At 71.5% G+C, this 17,138-nt stretch carries 16 protein-coding genes; 12 read left to right on the top strand and 4 right to left on the bottom strand.

The features are described 5' to 3' along the window. Positions 1-36 precede the first annotated feature (36 nt). The gene (locus tag OEB96_RS21725; protein ID WP_266218411.1) at positions 37-504 is read right to left on the bottom strand and encodes a hypothetical protein; all 468 of its coding nucleotides are present in this window, start codon (positions 502-504) and stop codon (positions 37-39) included. 303 nt (positions 505-807) lie between these two features. Here OEB96_RS21725 and OEB96_RS21720 point away from each other — a divergent pair, with 303 nt between their 5' ends. The 3 genes from OEB96_RS21720 to OEB96_RS21710 all read left to right on the top strand — a co-directional run bounded on the left by OEB96_RS21720 (position 808) and on the right by OEB96_RS21710 (position 2,499). Next, complete coding sequence (locus OEB96_RS21720; protein WP_266218410.1) at positions 808-1,389, top strand: hypothetical protein; 582 nt, start codon at positions 808-810, stop codon at positions 1,387-1,389. Next, positions 1,383-1,703 carry a hypothetical protein gene (locus OEB96_RS21715; protein WP_266218409.1) on the top strand — a complete coding sequence of 107 codons (321 nt, stop codon included), beginning with the start codon at positions 1,383-1,385 and terminating at the stop codon, positions 1,701-1,703. The genes OEB96_RS21720 and OEB96_RS21715 overlap by 7 nt, the downstream gene beginning before the upstream one ends. Before the next feature lie 355 nt (positions 1,704-2,058). Continuing rightward, positions 2,059-2,499: a hypothetical protein gene (locus OEB96_RS21710; RefSeq protein WP_266218408.1), complete on the top strand. Its 441-nt coding sequence runs from the start codon at positions 2,059-2,061 to the stop codon at positions 2,497-2,499. Positions 2,500-2,790: 291 nt separating this feature from the next. On the opposite strand, the gene OEB96_RS21705 is transcribed toward OEB96_RS21710, so the two are convergent. Continuing rightward, complete coding sequence (locus tag OEB96_RS21705; protein WP_266218407.1) at positions 2,791-3,741, bottom strand: homoserine kinase; 951 nt, start codon at positions 3,739-3,741, stop codon at positions 2,791-2,793. Between the two features lie 39 nt (positions 3,742-3,780). Then, a complete protein-coding gene (locus OEB96_RS21700) occupies positions 3,781-4,725 on the bottom strand; it encodes a DsbA family protein (protein WP_266218405.1) in 945 nt (314 codons plus the stop codon). A 297-nt stretch (positions 4,726-5,022) separates the two neighbouring features. On the opposite strand from OEB96_RS21700, the gene OEB96_RS21695 reads away from it, so the two are divergent. From OEB96_RS21695 to OEB96_RS21675, 5 genes are all read left to right on the top strand, one after another. Beyond that, positions 5,023-5,841 carry an electron transfer flavoprotein subunit beta/FixA family protein gene (locus tag OEB96_RS21695; RefSeq protein ID WP_266218404.1) on the top strand — a complete coding sequence of 273 codons (819 nt, stop codon included), beginning with the start codon at positions 5,023-5,025 and terminating at the stop codon, positions 5,839-5,841. After that, a complete protein-coding gene (locus OEB96_RS21690) occupies positions 5,838-6,812 on the top strand; it encodes an electron transfer flavoprotein subunit alpha/FixB family protein (protein WP_266218402.1) in 975 nt (324 codons plus the stop codon). Before OEB96_RS21695 ends, OEB96_RS21690 begins: the two co-directional genes overlap by 4 nt. Before the next feature lie 79 nt (positions 6,813-6,891). Further along, positions 6,892-8,559, top strand: coding sequence for a sensor histidine kinase (locus OEB96_RS21685; protein ID WP_266218401.1), 1,668 nt, complete (start codon positions 6,892-6,894; stop codon positions 8,557-8,559). Further along, complete coding sequence (locus OEB96_RS21680; RefSeq protein WP_266218399.1) at positions 8,556-10,601, top strand: sensor histidine kinase; 2,046 nt, start codon at positions 8,556-8,558, stop codon at positions 10,599-10,601. The genes OEB96_RS21685 and OEB96_RS21680 overlap by 4 nt, the downstream gene beginning before the upstream one ends. After that, entirely contained in the window at positions 10,598-11,815 is a 1,218-nt protein-coding gene (locus OEB96_RS21675; RefSeq protein ID WP_266218398.1) for a pyridoxal phosphate-dependent aminotransferase, read from the top strand. Before OEB96_RS21680 ends, OEB96_RS21675 begins: the two co-directional genes overlap by 4 nt. Positions 11,816-11,831: 16 nt before the next feature. On the opposite strand, the gene OEB96_RS21670 is transcribed toward OEB96_RS21675, so the two are convergent. Beyond that, positions 11,832-12,038: a hypothetical protein gene (locus OEB96_RS21670; RefSeq protein ID WP_266218396.1), complete on the bottom strand. Its 207-nt coding sequence runs from the start codon at positions 12,036-12,038 to the stop codon at positions 11,832-11,834. 135 nt (positions 12,039-12,173) lie between these two features. Here OEB96_RS21670 and OEB96_RS21665 point away from each other — a divergent pair, with 135 nt between their 5' ends. From OEB96_RS21665 to OEB96_RS21650, 4 genes are read left to right on the top strand one after another with little or no spacing between them, the layout of a single operon-like run. Beyond that, positions 12,174-12,851, top strand: coding sequence for an O-methyltransferase (locus OEB96_RS21665; RefSeq protein WP_266218395.1), 678 nt, complete (start codon positions 12,174-12,176; stop codon positions 12,849-12,851). 36 nt (positions 12,852-12,887) lie between these two features. Further along, on the top strand, positions 12,888-13,838 hold the full coding sequence (locus OEB96_RS21660; protein ID WP_266218393.1) for an AAA family ATPase: 951 nt from the start codon (positions 12,888-12,890) through the stop codon (positions 13,836-13,838). Continuing rightward, positions 13,835-14,833 carry a DUF58 domain-containing protein gene (locus OEB96_RS21655; RefSeq protein ID WP_266218391.1) on the top strand — a complete coding sequence of 333 codons (999 nt, stop codon included), beginning with the start codon at positions 13,835-13,837 and terminating at the stop codon, positions 14,831-14,833. Before OEB96_RS21660 ends, OEB96_RS21655 begins: the two co-directional genes overlap by 4 nt. Next, the gene (locus OEB96_RS21650) at positions 14,830-17,013 is read left to right on the top strand and encodes a transglutaminase TgpA family protein (protein WP_266218390.1); all 2,184 of its coding nucleotides are present in this window, start codon (positions 14,830-14,832) and stop codon (positions 17,011-17,013) included. The genes OEB96_RS21655 and OEB96_RS21650 overlap by 4 nt, the downstream gene beginning before the upstream one ends. Positions 17,014-17,138 lie beyond the last annotated feature (125 nt).

The following is a 17,138-nucleotide window of genomic DNA, read 5'->3' as shown; positions in this document are numbered from 1 at the left end:
CCGCCATGGTAGACCGCCAGGGACGTCCGAGGTGACCTACCAGCACTGCAGCGAGCACGAGCTGGTGGAGCCGCCGTCACACTTGCAGCAGGCGAAGCACTGCCCCGTGCTCTCGCAGCTGGTGCACCAGAAGTTCCCCTGCACGTCGGGCGTCGCGGTCAGATCGCTCGCGGGCTCGAGCGATGCCGAGCCCTCCGCCTCGGCACAGCCCTCGAACGAGGCCTGCGCGGCACCATCCTGCTCGAGCACGAGATCGAGCTCCACGCCGCCCTCGCAGGAATCGGGGGTCGGGGTGGCCTGGGCCAGGGCGGAGAGGTCGCGCTCGACCTGCTGCGGATCGACGACCTCCCAGGCCGCCACGAGCTCGCCATCGAGCTCCATCACCACCCGTGCCTCGCGATCGGTGGGCGCACCGGGGTCGTGCTGATCGCAGCCGGACACGGTGAGGCCGAGCAGCGCGGTGGCCAGGGGAAGCAGGGAGAGCTTGGAGAGAAGGGTCGTCATGATGTCGATGTCCGTTCCTCCGCCGCGAGGCGGATGTGGGGTCACGATGGCGGACCGAGCCCGGCGACGACGCCGCGGGAGCCTCGGACCGTCTTCGAGGGGTAATTGTCGCGACCGCGGATCTCGATCACGACGAAGTGCAGCGATCTCGAACGAAGCCGCCACCGCGACCTCGGACCACGCAATCCCCGAGCCGGAACGGCTCGCCCGCGCTCGCCGAGCAGAGGGCATCCAGCGAGCCAGCGCGGGTTCGCGCCGCCGCCGGTGGTTCGGCGACGTCACATGAGGTAATTGCAGGGCTCCATGCACGTCCTGCTCGGCTGTCTGGTGGCCATGGCGATCGCTCCGTCGGGAGATCCGCGGGCGATCGATCCGGCCGCCAATCGGCCCCAGATCATCGCGCCCGGGGGTGGAGCCGCGACGGGCAAGTCTCCACCGATCCGCACGCCGAAGGCGGTGCCGGAGCCCGAGCCGAAGGTCGCCTCCGGCCAACGACCCACGGTCGAGCCGAAGACCGGGCCCGAGCAACGCCCCGAGGTCGAGCCCACGCCCGAGCCCGCGACGAAGGCTCGGTCGTCGCGGTGCTTGCCGCAGCGGGGCCGCTGCTGGCAGCTCAACGTCGGCGGCATCGTGGCGGCCAGCGTCGGCGCGGCGATGCTGGGAACCGGAATCGGCTTCACGCAGGCCCCGCAATTCCCCGTTGCCGACGAGCCGATCTACAACTACTCGCTGCGACCCCCGGGCGTCGTCCTGCTGGCCGTGGGCACCGCAACCGCGGTGACCGGCGTGCTGATGATCGTGGCCGGCCATGCGGTGCACGGAAGACCCAAGCCCGGCGAGGACACGGCCCGGCTGCGCCTCGTCCCCGGGGGTCTGCGATGGTGATCCACGGGCGCGCAGTCTCGTTGGCCGCGGCCGCCGTGGCGCTCGCCCTGGCCGGCACCACGTGCAAGGTCCTCAACGAGGAGCACTGCGCCAACCAGGACCTCCCGGGCAACGAGTTCTGCCTCGAGCTCAATCGCGCCACGCCCTACTGCTCGCCGTGCCGGCGCGAGTACTTTGGCTGCGTGGACTACGAGCCGTTTGCGTGCAAGCACTACGACCGCGAGATCGGCAACGAGGGCGGTGGCGAGTCCGGTGATGGCAGCACCGGACCCACCGGCACGGGCTCGGACGGCGAGTCGGGCGGCACGGGCTGAAGCGCTCGGGCCGGGGTGATGACGCATCGAGAATTCGTGCGGCATTCCCGCGTTCTCACGCTCGTCTGCGCGCGTTTTCGCGCAGATGAAGAGATCTCCCCGGCGAGGAAATCCGCGCGCCGACGGTCGAGTCGCCGGTTCGATTCAATGCGCGTTTTACACTTCGCCCGCACCGGGGCTCGGCGATCGCCGCTCCGATTCCCGTTCTACATCAACATCCTATCGAGATCATTGGGCAATCTGCATGGGCTGGGCGCCTTGCTCAGCGCGAAAACGCGCTGCTTCTTTTTGTGAACCTACATCCGGAAACCACGTGGGAGGAGGTGTCTGACACAGTGCAGGGAGCGAGAGCACCATGACCCACATCGTGAAGATCGCGCTGGCCGCCACCATCCTGATGACCACCGGCTGCTCCGAGGAGGAGGGCACCGTCATCGGGCCCCGCGGCGGCGTGGTCGTGTCGGAGGACGGGCGGTTCACCCTCGAGATCCCCGAGGGGGCGCTCGAGCAGGAGGTGGACATCACGATCGAGGAGGTCGACTGCGAGACGCCCGACGCGATCGACACCTGCTACGAGATCGGTCCGGTCGGCCTGCCGCTGCTGTTCCCCGGCACCATCATCTACGACGTCGACCCTGCGGCGCTCGAGGGTCTGACCCCCGAGGATCTCACCGTGCTCACCGAGCGCGAGGAGCACTGGCAGCCGCTGGCCGACCATCGCGTCGACATGATCGACGCCGAGGTCACGGCGTCGGCGGTGTACCTGTCGTCGTACGCCGTGGTCACCATCGACTAACCGCTCCCCTGCTCCGCTCTGCTCCTGCAACGACGAGGGCTCCGCAACCACCGCGGAGCCCTCGTTGCATTTCGAAGCGTTGCCTGCTTGCCTACCAACGGCTGCGGGGCGCCCTACCCCAACGCCCGCTGACACTCCAACAATGCCCCCTCGGGGGGCACCTCGTTGCCCGCTTGCCTACCAACGGCTGCGGGGCGCCCTACCCCCAACGCCCGCTGACACTCCAACAATGCCCCCCTCGGGGGGCACCTCGTTGCCTGCTTGCTTACCGACGGCTGCGGGGGGGCAAGGCTAGTGGAGTGCGGGCGAGGTCACCCGGGCGCCCGGTCCCACGCGGTCGACCATTCCCTGCCCCGCGACGCCGACGCCCGTGTAGGCCTCGTCGAGGATCTCGAGCAGCGCCCTGGCCCGCCCCTCGTCGGCCGCCAGCGCAAAGGTGGTGGGCCCGGCCCCGCTGATGCTGCACGCCAGCGCCCCCGCCTCCACGCACGCGGCCTTGGCCTCGAGGTACCCGGGGATGAGCCCGGCCCGCGCCGGCTCGACGATGTCGTCGACCACCGCCTCGCCGAGCAACGCGAGGTCACCCAGGTGCAGCGCATGCACCAGCAAACCCAGGCGCGCCGCCTGGGTCACCGTGTCGGGCAGGGTCACCTGCCGCGGCAGCACGGCGCGTGCATCGGCGGTGGCCACCGAGACGCCGGGCGTGTAGAGGGCCAGCCACAGCGACTCGGGCACGGGCAGCGAGACCAGCCGCAGGGGATCGAGCGCCGGGATCAGCACGATCCCCCCAACGATGCACGGTGCGACGTTGTCGGGGTGCGGGGTCCCGCAGGCAACCCCTTCGGCGTGGCGCGCGGCCTCGACCAGGGTGGTCTCGGGCAGCGAGAGCTCGAGCGCCGCGTTCACGGCCACGGCGGCCGCACAGGCGCTCGCACCACTACTGCCCAGGCCGCTGCCCAGCGGCAGCCCCTTGTGCAGCTGCAGCTCCACGCCGCGATCCGGCGCGTGCCGCCGCAGGAGCCACGCGGCCGCCACCGCGGCCGTGTTGCGCTCGACCTCGCGCGGCAGCTTGCCCCCATCGCCCTCGACCAGGCTCAGCACCACTCCGGGCTCGTCGCGTCGGCGCGCCCGCACGCGATCGCCCGCCCTGCACACGGCCAAGCCCAGGCAATCGAAGCCCGGTCCCAGGTTGGAGACGGTGGCCGGCGCAAACGCCTCGATCCATGGCCGAGGGGTGATCATCGAGCTAGGCAGCGGGGCCGTGGGGGCTGGCGTCGCGCCCTAGCGCTTGAGCGCGTCGTCGATCCACCCGGTCACGCTGCCACCGAACAGCCCCGGGATCATCTCGCGCCCGTTGATGAACACGGCCGGCGTCCCGCTGATCTCCAGCTTCTCGCCGTCGGCCTTGTCCTTCTCGACCACCGACTTGTACTTGCCGGACGCATACGCGGCCTTGAACTTCTCCATGTCGAGCCCGATCTCCTGCGCGAACGCGTAGAGCTTCTCGTCGGAGAGGTCGGTTTGGTTCTCGAACACGAGGTCGTGCATCTCCCAGAACTTGCCCTGCTCGTGCGCCGCCTCGGTGGCGATGGCGGCCGCCTTGGCGCGGTCGTGGCCCATCAGCGGGAAGTGCTTGTAGATCAGGCGGGCGCGGCCCCGGAACTGATCGACGGCCTTGCGCAGCACCGGCGCCTCGGCGCGACAGTGCGGGCACTCGAAGTCGGCGAACACCACCACCGTGACCGGAGCCCGCTCGGCCCCGTAGATCGGCCGCCCCTCGACGGGGATGTCGCGGGGCTGCAGCGCCTCGACCACCAGCGGCAGGTCGTGCTTGATGTCGCTGGGCGAGGCGCCCGAGGCCAGGGCATCGGCCACCAGCTGCGAGACCACCAGGGAGTCGCGGCAGCTCGGATCGTCTTGCAGCGAGCGCGCGAGGCTGTGCGGCTTGTCGCAGGCGCTGGGCTCGGTGTTGATGATCTGGAAGAACACCCCGCGCTGGGCATCCGAGAGCTTGCTGGTGTCGACGCCGGGCGCCTGGTCCAGCACGTCGTCCTTGGGAAGCTCGGCCCGCTTCTTCTCGTGGTCGGTCACCGCCTGCGGCTTCTTGCCGGGACCGCTTGGATCCTCGGTCCCCGGCGCACTGGCCTCGGGTGGATTGCAGGCCGGGCTGCAGGCTGCCAGCAAGAGGGCCACGGCACCGAAGACGAGCTGAGGGACGCGTCGCAAGGGGCCGGCAGGCTAGCGCAGGGCCCAGGGCCGTCGCAAGCCGGCCGCGCCGATGAGCAGCCGAGAACTGCGCCAGCACCGCCGACTCACGCGGGTACGAGGCCATGCCGAGGGGCCATGCCGAGGGGCCATGCCGCCGGGAAGTGGCCATGCGTGGTCCTCCGATGGCTCGTCCGGTTTGACACGGCCGCCCAGGGCACGCGATAAGCCGCCCGAACGCCACCATTTTCCAACCATCACTTGCACACTGGGGTTGGACCCAGGTGAGCAAGAAAGAGCTACGCAAGGAGGAGGCCGGTGAAGATCCTGGTCACCGTAAAGAGGATCCCCGATCCCGACGAGAGCTTGAAGTTCGCGGGCAACGCGATCGATACGTCTTCGTCCAAGTGGGTCGCCAACGCGTTCGACGAGTACGCGGTGGAGACGGCGCTGCGCATGGCCGAGCACATCGGCAACAAGGATCGCCTCGCCGAGGTGATCGTGTGCAGCGTCTGCCCCAAGGACAAGCGTCAGCATGTGACGCAGTTCCTGGCCATGGGCGCCGATCGTGGTGTGATCGTCGATGCCGACGAGACCGCGATGGACAGCCAGACGGTGGCCAAGCTCGTGGCCGAGGTGTTTCGCCGCGAGGGCTGCGACCTGCTGGTGAGCGGCAAGCTGTCGCAGGACAGCGAGGGCAACGAGGTGGCCCAGCGCGCGGCCGGCCTGCTCGACCTGCCGCAGGCCTCGTTCGCCGCCACTCTTCGCTGGGACCGAGGCGCCAACGCGCTCACCGTGGGCCGCGAGGTCGACGACGGGGTGGAGACCAAGACGATCCCGCTGCCCGCCGTGGTCTCGGTCGACCTCCGGATCGTCCTGCCCCATAGCGTCAAGAACGGCGCCACCGCCGACGACCACAAGTACTCCGATGGGGCCCGCCTCGCCTCGCTGCGCGGCATCACCATGGCCAAGCGCAAGAAGGTCGACGTGCACACGCCCGCGGCGCTCGGCGTCACCCCGTCCAGCCACGTCGCGGTGGCCGGCGTCACCGCCCCGGAAAAGCGCGCCGCCGGCCAGATCGTCGACAGCGCGCAGACGCTGGTCAACAAGCTGATCACGGAGGCCAAGGTCCTATGAGCAACGTACTCGTCATCGTCGAATCCGACGGCAGCGGACCCAAGGCCGCGGCGCTTCCGGGCATCACCGCCGGTCAGCAGCTGGCGGCCGCGACCGGCGGCCAGCTCCACCTGCTGGTGCTGGGCGCGTCCCCCGATGCCGCGGCGCAAGCCCTGGCCAGCGGGGGCTACGGAGCCTCGGCCGTGCACGCGATCGCAGGCGCCGAGCTCGAGCCGTTCACGGCCGAGGCCTGGACCGACGCCGTGGTGGCCGCAGTCCGCGAGCTGGGCGTCACCGCCTTTGGCGGCACGGCCAGCTCCACGCTGCGCGAGGTGGTCCCCCGTGCGGCAGCCGTCCTCGACGCGCCCATCGTCACCGAGATCACCGGCGTCACCGGGGCCGATGCCTTCACGCGGGAGATCTCGGCCGGCCGTGCCATCGCCACCCTGAAGGTGAGCCACGCGCCGTTCGGCTTCACCGCGCGCGCCAGCGACTTCGCCCCGGCCGAGCCCGGCAGCCCTGCGACCACGGTGAGCGCGCTCTCCGCGGGCTCGGTGAGCCGCCGCGGCGCCACCGTGGTGGGCGTGGAGAAGACCCAGAGCGCCCGCCCGGCGCTGACCGAGGCCGACGTGGTGGTCTCGGGCGGCCGAGGCATGCGCGAGGGTGCCAACTTCAAGGTGCTCGAGGAGCTCACCGATCTCCTCGGGGGCGCGCTGGGAGCCAGCCGGGCCGCGACCGATGCCGGCATGGTGCCAGCCGACCTGCAGGTGGGCCAGACCGGCAAGGTCGTGGCACCCAACCTCTACTTTGCGGTCGCGATCTCGGGCGCCATCCAGCACCTGGCCGGCATGAAGGGCAGCAAGACCATCGTGGCGATCAACAAGGATCCCGAGGCACCGATCTTCCAGGTCGCCGACTACGGCTTGGTGGCCAAGTGGGAAGACGCAGTGCCGCAGCTGGTCGAGCTGGTGCGCGCCCACAAGGGCGGCTGAGCGGCCATCGTCGCCGATGACCGGGCCGTCGGTACCCTCGGGTGCCGGCGGCCTTTCTTCGTTGCTACGCTCGACGCCGATGTCCACCGCCACGTCCGAGCCGCGATCGGACTTCTTCGTACGCGTGCTCGCCGTGGTGGGCGTCGCCGGACTCGTGCACCTCGTGATCGGGCACGCGACGCTGGGCCTGCTGCTCGCCAGCGAGACCGAGATCGCACACGGGCGCGAGGTGATCAGCCTGGCCGTGCTCGCCACCCTGCTGGCCCAGCTCGGCACCCTGGTCCTGCGGAGCCGAGACAGCGACCCGGGCAGCGTGGCCGTCGCCGTGCCCAATGCCCTGCGAGTGGCGGCCCCGGTGAGTGCGGTGCTGCTGGCGCTGCTGGTGCTCCCGCCCGAGCTGCTCGGCGAAGGCGGCGTGCGCACGATGGTGGCGTTGGTCCCCACGACCGCCGCGGTGTGGTCGGCGGCCCACCTGGTCGCGATCCCGATGGCGCAGGTGCTGCAAGCGCTGGCGATCCGCGACCCCGGCGGCCGTGCGCCTCGTACGGGCGCCCCGCCGCCCCTGCTCTCCCGGGAGATCCGCACGATCCTCACCGAAGCCGCGTGGGCCTGCGCGTTGGTCGTGCTGGCCTCGCTCGTCCATCACCTGGGCCGAGCGCCGAGCCTCGACCTGGCCATGATGCTTCCCACCGGGTGGTTGCTCGCCTTTCCCCTGCTGACCGCGATGGCCGGGGTGAGCCTGGGGCAGGTGCCGGGCCAGGATCTCTCGACGGTGGCCCGGCGTCTGGACGAGCCTCCGCCCGCGGCCGAGCCCAGCCCGGGCGCGGTCACCCCGATCGTGGTCACGCGTAGCGACGAGGTCGGCGAGCTGCTCGCCAACCTCGAGGCGCTGCGACGGCGGCTCGAGGAGGACCTCAACCGCTACGAGTCGGTGCTCGAGCAAGCCCAGTCCGCCGAGCGCACCAAGTCGGACTTCCTCAGCGCGGTCAGCCACGAGCTGCGTACGCCGCTCAACGTGATCGGTGGGTTCACCCAGCTGCTGCTCGAGGGACATCCGGCGCCGCTGACCGAGGCTCAGGCCGAGGACGTGCGCCTGATCCGGGGCGGCGGCAAGCAGCTGCTCGAGCTCATCAACGACATCCTCGACATCTCCATGATCGAGTCGGGCGAGCTGCGGCTCTCGTTCTCGCGGACCGACCTGGGCGCGCTGGTGCGGCAGACCGTGGACTTCCACCGACCGCAGCTCCGCGACGAGCCGGTGACCCTGCGCGCCGAGGTCGCCCCGGGCCTGCCCCCGGCGATCTGCGACCGGCGGCGGATCGGCCAGATCCTGAACAACCTGGTGAGCAACGCGATCAAGTTCACCGAGGAGGGCGAGATCGTGGTGCGGCTCGCGTTCGATCCCAAGGTCGACGCGGTGATCTTGAGCTGCATCGACACCGGGGTGGGCATCGAGGCCGCCGAGCTCGACGTGATCTTCGAGGAGTACCGCCAGGCGGGCACGCGAAACCGCCGCAAGAAGGGCACGGGCCTGGGCCTGGCCATCGCGCGCAGCATCGCCGAGCACCACGGCGGGCGCCTCGCGGCCGAGTCGGCGGTCGGCGTGGGCTCCACCTTCACCCTCACCCTGCCGCTCGATCCACCCGGACGGCCCGCCTCGATCGACGTGACCGAGGAGGCCGCCCGCGCCGTGGTGCGGCGCACCTTCCGGCCCGGCGAGCTGCGGGCAGCGGACCTCTTGCGATGAGCGGCCACGGATCCGAGCACGACTCCTGGGCTCCGCCCGAGCATGCGGGCGACGAGCCCGCGAGCCAGCGCCCGACCCAGCCACCTCCGATCACGGCCCCGGATTCGGAGCTGGAGCCGGAGCCGGAGCCGGGGCCGGAGCGCGCCGCCTCCACCTCGTCGGTCTGGACTGCCCCCCCGTTCGTCGACGAGACGCGCGCGAGCCAGCGACCGACCGAGCCGCCCCCCACCACCCTCCCCGAGGTGATTCGCAGCGCTCCGTCCGGGAGCCCCGTGGGTCCCGTGCTGCGCCTGTCGGTCGAGCTGCGCCTGCTGGGCATGGTGGCCACGCTGTGGGGGCTCGGCCTGCTGCACGCGGCGTCGTGGGCCCTGTGGGTGGGCCTGCCCCTTCACGATCTCGCGTCGCTTCCGTGGGGCCAGCTCTTGCTGCCGCAGGGGCTGGCGCTGGTGCTCACGCTCGGGCACGGGGTGAGCACCCTCCCTCGTCCGCGCTGGGCTCGACGCAACCCGAGCGCACGCGGGTCCGATCCATGGCCATGGCTGGTGGCCGGACCCGCTGCCTTGCTGCTCGCACCCGTGCTCTGGCACCGCGACCGATCGGAACGGGCCACCTCCACGACCTCGCCGGCCGAGGTCGAGGCGGCGTTCCAGGGCCTGCTGAGGGCCCCGCGATCGATTGCGCTGCGCGTGGCCAGCTGGGGTGCGCTCGCCTACGGCGTCGACGCCGTGGTGCTGGGCGCCCACACGGGCTGGCCACGCCACGTGGTGATCGCAATGGCGCTCTTGTGGATCGCGATCCTCGGACCGATGGCCGCCATGGTCCACGGGTGGGGTCGTGCGATGGTGCGGCCCGAGATCCTCAGCGCGCCTCGGGTCGACCCGGGCACGGGCACCCGTCGAAGCGACCTGCGTGGGCCCCTGGTGCTGATGGCCACTGCCGCCGCCGGGGGAGCAATCGCAGCGCCGCTGGCCGCCGGGTACCTGTGGCTGGCGGTGGCCAGCCCGGTCCACGCGCCCCCGCCCGCGCTCGTGGAGCTGCTGCTGCTGGTGGGCCTGCTCGCGCTGATGGGCTGCGTGACCGCGTTCGTGCGGCTGGCCATGGACCTACGGCGCGACGTGCTGCGTGCCGCGGCCCAGGTGGGGGCCGTGGTCCGCGAGGAACCCCCCGAGGCGCTCTGGCCAGGCACCCTGGCCACGGGCGAGGTCCACCAGCTGGTGGGCGCCGTGGATCGTCTGATCGAGCGGATCCGGCAGGCCACCATCGCCAAGTACGTGGCGATCGAGCGCGCCAAGGAGGGCGACCGCATCAAGAGCCAGTTCCTGGCCAACATGAGCCACGACCTGCGCTCGCCGCTCAACTCGATCCTGGGGTTCTCGGAGCTGCTGCTGCGCGGCATCGATGGCGAGCTGCTGCCCGAGCAGCGCGAGATGGTGCAGAGCATCCACGACAACGGTCGCGAGCTGCTGCTGCAGATCGACGACATCCTCGACACCGCCAAGCTCGAGGCCCACCGGCTCGACCTCAGCCCCGAGCCCACGCCGCCGGCCAACCTCATCAGCCGCGCGATCAAGCTCGCCCGCGAGCGTCAGCGCGGACGGCTCGAGTACGAGACCGAGGTCGCTCCTGGCCTGCGCCCCGCGTTCGTCGATCCGTTCCGCATGGTGCAGGCGCTCGGCAACATCCTGCTGTTCGCCGGCGAGCTGATGCACGAGGGCACGCTGCACATCCACGTGTACGAGACCCGGGCCTCCGACGGACCGCGGATCGTCGTGCAGGTGCGAACCCCCGTGCGTCCGGCCACGACCGAGCAGCTCGCACGCGCCCGACGGGGCTTCTATCGCATTCCGGGCCACCGCGGCCTGGGCCTGGGCCTGCCGATGGCGGCCGCGATCCTCGAGCTCTCCGGCGGGAGCCTGGTGCTCGAGGACCTCGGCAACAAGGGCATGGTGATCACCACGATGATTCCAGCGCCACAGAGCAAGGCCACGTACCTGCGCATGCGAGCGATCGAGGGCCCGACCCAGGGTTCCGCGGACCGATGAGACTGTCGGCACGCAGCGGGTGGCCATCGGAGCCGAGCCCGTGGGCCGAGGCGGTGGCCCGGGCCAAGGCCCACGCCAAGGCCCACGCAAGGGCCCGTGCCGAGGACGGCAACGACCTCGTGGATCTGACCCTCACCAATCCCACCGCGGTGGGGCTCGTGCACGACGCCGCGCTCTATCGTGCGCTCGGGACCGAGGCGGCGGCTCGCTACCACCCGCGGGCGCGCGGGTCGGCCGAGGCGAGGGCCGCGGTGGCGGGGTACTATGCGCGGCGCGGGATCGCGGTCGACCCGGAGCGGGTGCTGCTCTACGCCAGCACCAGCGAGGCCTACGCCCAGCTGCTGGCCATCGTGGCCGATCCGGGGGACGCCGTGCTCGTGCCGCGTCCGGGCTACCCGCTGCTGGACATGCTCGGCGACGTGGTCGGCGTGCGACGAGTGCCATACCCGCTGGCCTTCGATGGTGCGTGGTACCTCGATCGCACGGGCCTCGATGCGGCGCTGTCGGCCGAGCCACGGGCGCGGGCGATCGTGGTGGTGGCGCCGAGCAACCCCACGGGGCACGTACCCACCGCGGACGAGCAGGCCGCGCTGCGAGCACGCGCCGTGGCCCACGACCTGCCGCTGCTGATCGACGAGGTCTTCGCCGACTACCCGCTGCGCGGCGACGTGAGCACGCGATGCTTCGCAGCCCACCACGACGTGCCGTGCGTGGTGCTCAGCGGGCTGTCGAAGGTCGCGGCGCTGCCCCAGCTCAAGCTCTCGTGGGCGGTGCTGCACGGTCCCTCGGCCGAGGTGGACGAGCTGCGCGCGCGGGCCGAGCTGGCCGCCGATGCATTCCTGAGCGTGAGCACGCCGGTCCAGCTCGCACTGCCCCGCCTGCTCGAGGCAGCCGAGGAGCTCCAGCCGCGGATCCACGCGCGGCTCCGTGCCAACATCGCCCGCATCGCCACGCTCGTGCGCGACCAACCGGTGGACCTGCTGCCGGCCGACGCCGGCTGGACGGCGCTGCTGCGGCTCCCGAGCGTGGACGGGCTCGACGATCTGGGCTGGGCGCTGCGCCTGCTGGACGCCGGCGTCCTCGTGCAGCCGGGGTTCTTGTTCGATCTCGGTGCACCACCGAGGGTCGCGATGTCGCTGCTGACCCCGCCCGAAGTGCTCGACGAGGGCATGACGCGGCTGCTTCGCGGCGTGGCGGCGGCCATCGACCGCTGAGCGGTCAGCCCAGCCCTCAGCGCCAGCCGAGCTCGTCGCAGCGCACGACCGTGGACGGTCGCGGCGCCGGGCCGCCCGGGCCAGCCGGCGGCTGCACCACCGGACCCAGCCAGCTGCCCGCGATCGCGTGCAGCGGATCGGACACGCAGGCCGCCGACAACGGCTCGGGGCCGGGGGCTGCGAGGGAAGCAGAGAGGGCGGGGCAGGTCTCGATGATCCTCATGGCGGCCGCGAGTGCGAGCGGGTGCTACCACGCCCCACCGCCAAAGACGACCGAAGACGACCACCCGACGCCGGGCGTAGGCTCACAGACCACGAGATCCCTGGCGGGGCGCGGCGGCGCGCTACCCTCGGCCCCATGGACATCCTCCCCGAGGCGCTGGAGCGCTACATCGAGTCGCACAGCGCGCCCGCTCCCCCGCTCCTGCAAGAGCTACGCGCCGAGACCCTCGGCACCCTCGCCATGCCGCAGATGCAGGTCGGCCCGGTGGAGGGCGCCCTGCTGAAGCTGCTGGTCGGGCTCATGGGGGCCAAGCGGGTGCTCGAGGTCGGCACCTATAGCGGTTACTCGGCCCTGTCGCTGGCCTCGGGCCTTCCCGACGACGGGCGGCTGGTCACCTGCGACATCGACCCCGTGGCCACCGGGGTCGCCCGGCGGTACTTCGAGCGCAGCCCTCACGGCCACAAGATCGAGCTGCGGCTGGGTCCCGCCATCGACACCATCCGCGCGCTCGCGGCCGCGAGCGAGCGCTTCGACCTGGTGTTCCTCGACGCCGACAAGGAGAGCTACGTCGACTACTACGAGGCCGCACTGCCGATGGTACCGCCCGGGGGGTTGATCGTGGCCGACAACACGCTGTGGAGCGGTCGCGTGCTCGATCCCCAGCAGCCAAGCGACCACGCGATCGTGCGCTTCAACGCCCACGTGGCCGCCGACGACCGCGTCGAGCACGTGCTCCTCTCGGTCCGCGACGGCGTGATGCTGGCCCGCAAGCGTCCGGTCGCGAGCGACGATCCGGCCGCAGAGCGGACATGAAGCAGGAAGGTCTCCTTGCTTGTTAGACTGGCGGCCGTGACCAGCCCTGGCGCCCCCGCGCGTTCGTCCCCCGAAGCGATGCGTGCGGTGAAGACCGCAGTGGCCGAGGTGATCCGCGGCAAGGACGAGGTCATCGAGCTGGTGCTCATCGCCCTGTGTGCCGGCGGTCACGTGCTGCTCGAGGATCTCCCGGGCGTGGGCAAGAGCACGCTGGCGCGGGCCATGGCCGCAGCGGTCGGCGCCGAGCTGTCGCGCATCCAGTTCACCGCCGATCTGCTGCCCGCCGACATCATCGGCGTCAGCGTGTGGCGACCGCAAGCCGAGCACTTCGAGTTTCGCCCCGGCCCGGTGTTCGGCCACTTCGTGCTGGCCGACGAGGTCAACCGCGCTCCGCCGCGCACCCAGAGCGCACTCTTGGAGGCGATGGGCGAGGCTCAGGTGTCCGTGGAGGGCCAGCCGCGTCCGCTCCCCCAGCCATTCATGGTGATCGCCACGCAGAATCCCAGCGAGCACCATGGCACCTATCCGCTGCCCGAGTCCCAGCGCGATCGCTTCGCGCTGCGGGTCACGCTGGGCTACGCCAGCGCGGCCATCGAGGCCGAGCTGCTGCAGTCGGGTGCGGCCACCGGCCGCACCACGAGCGAGCCGGTCACCACGCTCGCCCATGTGCAGCGAGCCCAGGCTGCCGCCGCCGGGCTCTACCTCCACCCCGACCTCGCCGCCTACGCCCAGCGGGTGGTCCAGGCCACGCGAGAGCACGCCGAGCTCGACCAGGGAGTCAGCACCCGCGGAGCCCTGGCATGGGTCGCCACCGCCCGCGCACGGGCGTGGCTCGAGGGCCGCGAGCAGGTGAGCGTCGACGACCTCCAGACCCTGGCCGTGCCCACCCTGGCCCACCGCGTGGTGCTCCGCTCCGGTGAGCTCGCCGACGCAGTGGCGGCCGAGCACGTGCGCGACATCGTCGCGCGCATCCCCGTGCCACGGTGAGCAACCCGGCGCACGCGACTCGCGGCCGCTCCGGCCCGCCACGGCCGAGGCGACGTCACCGAAGGTGGCTACGACGCTGGCTGAGCGCACGCGGCCGGCGACTCGAGATCACCCGCTCCGGCTGGCTGTTCATCCTCCTGACCATCGCCGTGGGCTTCGCCGCCATCAACTCGGGTGCCAACCTGCTGCACGCGATCTTCGGGGCCCAGATGACGCTGATCCTCGGCAGCGGCGTGCTCAGCGAGGCCACCCTGCGCCGCGTGAAGGTGCGCCGAGTGCTGCGAGGACCACTCCACGCCAGCGAGCCCGGCTTGATCGACGTGGAGCTGACCAACTCCGACGCCCGTCGCGACGTGCTCGCGGTGAGCGTCGAGGACGACGACGACTACGAGGATCCGGGGCACTGCGAGCCCGTGTTCGCCGTACGCATCGGTCCCCGAGAGACCCTGCGGCTCACCGCTCGCGTGGTCATGCCCACTCGGGGCCGCCACGACCTGCCCCGCGCGGTGGTGGCCACGCGCTTCCCCTTCGGCCTGTTCGTCAAGCGTCGCGAGCTGCCGGTGGATGCCGAGGTGCTCGTGTACCCACGACGCGTGCTCGCCCGCATCGGCGATCGAACCACGCCCCACGACGGCCCCCCTCACGGCACCGGACGCCGCGCGCGCGACGGTGAATTCCTCGGCCTGCGTGCCTACCGAGACGGCGACGAGCTGCGGCGGCTGCACTGGCCGGCCACCGCACGCCTGGGCCAGCCGGTGGTGCGCGAGCACGAGGCGGGCACGGGGGCCCGCGTGCGCCTGACCCTGCGCCCGGGCACCGCGGGTGATCCCGCCTTCGAAGCGGAAGTCGAGCACGCGGCCGCCGAGGCCGGCCTGCGCCTGCGCGACGACGGGGTCCGGCTCGAGCTCGAGTATGGCGATCGCGTGGTCGTGCCCGCCGGCTCCGGCCCCGCGCAGCACCGCCGTGTGCTCGACTTCCTCGCGGAGGTGGGATGAGCGAGCCGCTGCCCATGACCCCGCTACGGCGCCTGCGCGATCGTCTGTCGCTGGCCCAGGCCGCGCTCGCCGTGGCCGCGGTGGCGCTGGCCGGCGGCGTGGGAACTCCCAGCCTCCTCGCCGTGAGCGGGCTGGTCGCGGTGGCGTGGTGGCGTCCGCTGCCCGCGATCCCCTCGGTGTCGGCCCAGCGAGCGTGGACGGCGTTGGTGCTCGCGGCCCTGCTGGCCACGTTCGCCCGCGTGGTCCTGCGCGCCGAGCTCATCGACGCCGGCGTCGACTTCCTGCTGTTGCTGGTGGCCCAGCGCATGTTCAACCGCCAGCGCGCGCGCGAGCACGCCCAGCTGCTGCTGCTGGGCTCGCTGCTGATGGTGGTGGGCGCGGTGATCAACACCGAGCTCAGCTATCCGGTGCTGCTCGGCGCCTACCTGGTGACCGCGATCATGGGGCTCTGCGCCAACAACCTCATGGCCGAGGGCGAGCGCCTGGGCGCCCGCGTGATGCCGGTCATCGACCGCGAGGGCCATGCGCGCCGGCGCTCGCTGTGGCGATCCGCGGGCGGCGTCGCGGTGGTGGCCGGGCTCGGGGCCCTGCTCACCTTCCTGCTGTTCCCCCGCTTCGGCGTGGGGGTCCTGCTCCGCGGGCGACTCGCCAGCGAGGTCCGCAGCGGGTTCTCCGAGGATCTCGAGCTCGGTGGCTTCGGCACCATCAAGTCCGACGCCACCGTGGTGATGCGCATCCGCCCCGACGAGCCACCGGGAAGCGATCGGACCACGTGGCACCTCCGAGGCAGCAGCTTCGATCACTACGAAGGCGGCCGCTGGCAGCACGGCCGCGAAGGCACTCCCGGGCCGCTCCAGATTGCCCAAGGCTACCGCTCGGTGACCGACCAAGGACGTCCACGCCTGGTGCGATCGCCGACCCGCGAGCTCTCGGCCCGCCCCATCCCCGGCTTTGCCGCGTCGACTCGGATCGCCCAGGCCACCATCGTGCTCGAGGACATCGGGGCCGAAGTGCTGCTGGTTCCCAGCGATCCGGTCGCCGTTCGCGTGCTCTCTCGTGGCTCGTTCGAGGCGCTCCCGATCCCGGTGGGAGCACGCAACCACGAGGTCCGGCTCATCCGCCCCCCGGGCCCCGTGCAGTACCGCGTGGTGTGGCGCCCGGACGAGCCCACGCGCGACGAGCTGGCCGCCGCGGGTCACCCCGTCGTGCCGAGCGCGCTGGGTGCCTACCTCCAGCGCAGTGCGTCACTCGACCCCGAGGTGGGGCGGCTCGCCCAGCGCCTGGCCGCCGACGCCACCACGCGCCTGCACGTCGTGGACGCGATCATGGGCCACCTGCGAGGCTACGAGTACACGCTCGAGCAGCGCGTCTCGGATCGAGTGCGGGATGGTGCCGACCCGATCGTGGGATTCCTGCTCGACACCAGGGCCGGCCACTGCGAGTACTTTGCGACCGCCATGGTGGTGCTGCTGCGCGAGGTCGGGGTCCCCGCACGGATCGTCAATGGCTACTACGGCGCGCATCACAACGCGGTCGGGGAGTTCTATGCCGTTCGTCAGGCCGATGCCCATTCCTGGGTCGAAGTCCACTTCGGTCCGCTGGGCTGGGTGACCTTCGATCCCACCCCACCCTCGGGCCGCTACGCCGGTGACGACGCCCCATGGTGGCCAGCCGCGACCGAGCTGATCGATGCCCTGCGCAACAGCTACCTCGAGCACGTGATCGACTACGATCTCGGCAAGCAGCTCGCCGCGCTCGAGCGCCTGGGCCTTCGCCGCGGCGATCGACCCCTGGACGGCATGAGCCGGGGATGGTGGCTCGCCGCGCTCGGGCTCGGCCTCGGGCTCTGGCTCTGGCGTCGGGCCGCCGCACGACGACGAGCTCGAGTCCGGCCCGAGACCCGATGGATGCTCGCCGTACTCGCACGCGTGCAGCAGCTGGGGGTGCCGTGCGAGCCCCATCAGTCGCCCCAACGAATCGCCGAGCGCGTGCGCGGAGCTGGCATCATGGGCGCCGATGAACTGCAGCGCTTCGTCCAACGATATGAAGTGGTGCGCTTTGGTCCAGCGCCAACGAACCAGGCACGGCACGATCTGCGACGACTGGCCCGGGCAACCCTGCGATCGTTGCAGCACCCTCGGGCCGGCCACGACGGAACGTCGTCATCGGGATCGATGTGAATGACGTTCCGATCGATCAACCCGCGGACAGTGCCGAGCCAATCCTTCATGATTCCCCCTACAGGAATCGACTTACAAGGTTCCAAAAGTCCATGATTTCATGGTCGTCGATGACCGACCACCAC

It is taken from the genome of Paraliomyxa miuraensis, from assembly GCF_026337845.1.
Classification (GTDB): Bacteria; Myxococcota_A; Polyangia; order Nannocystales; family Nannocystaceae; genus Paraliomyxa; species Paraliomyxa miuraensis.
This window is presented reverse-complemented; position numbering and strand designations above follow the sequence as displayed.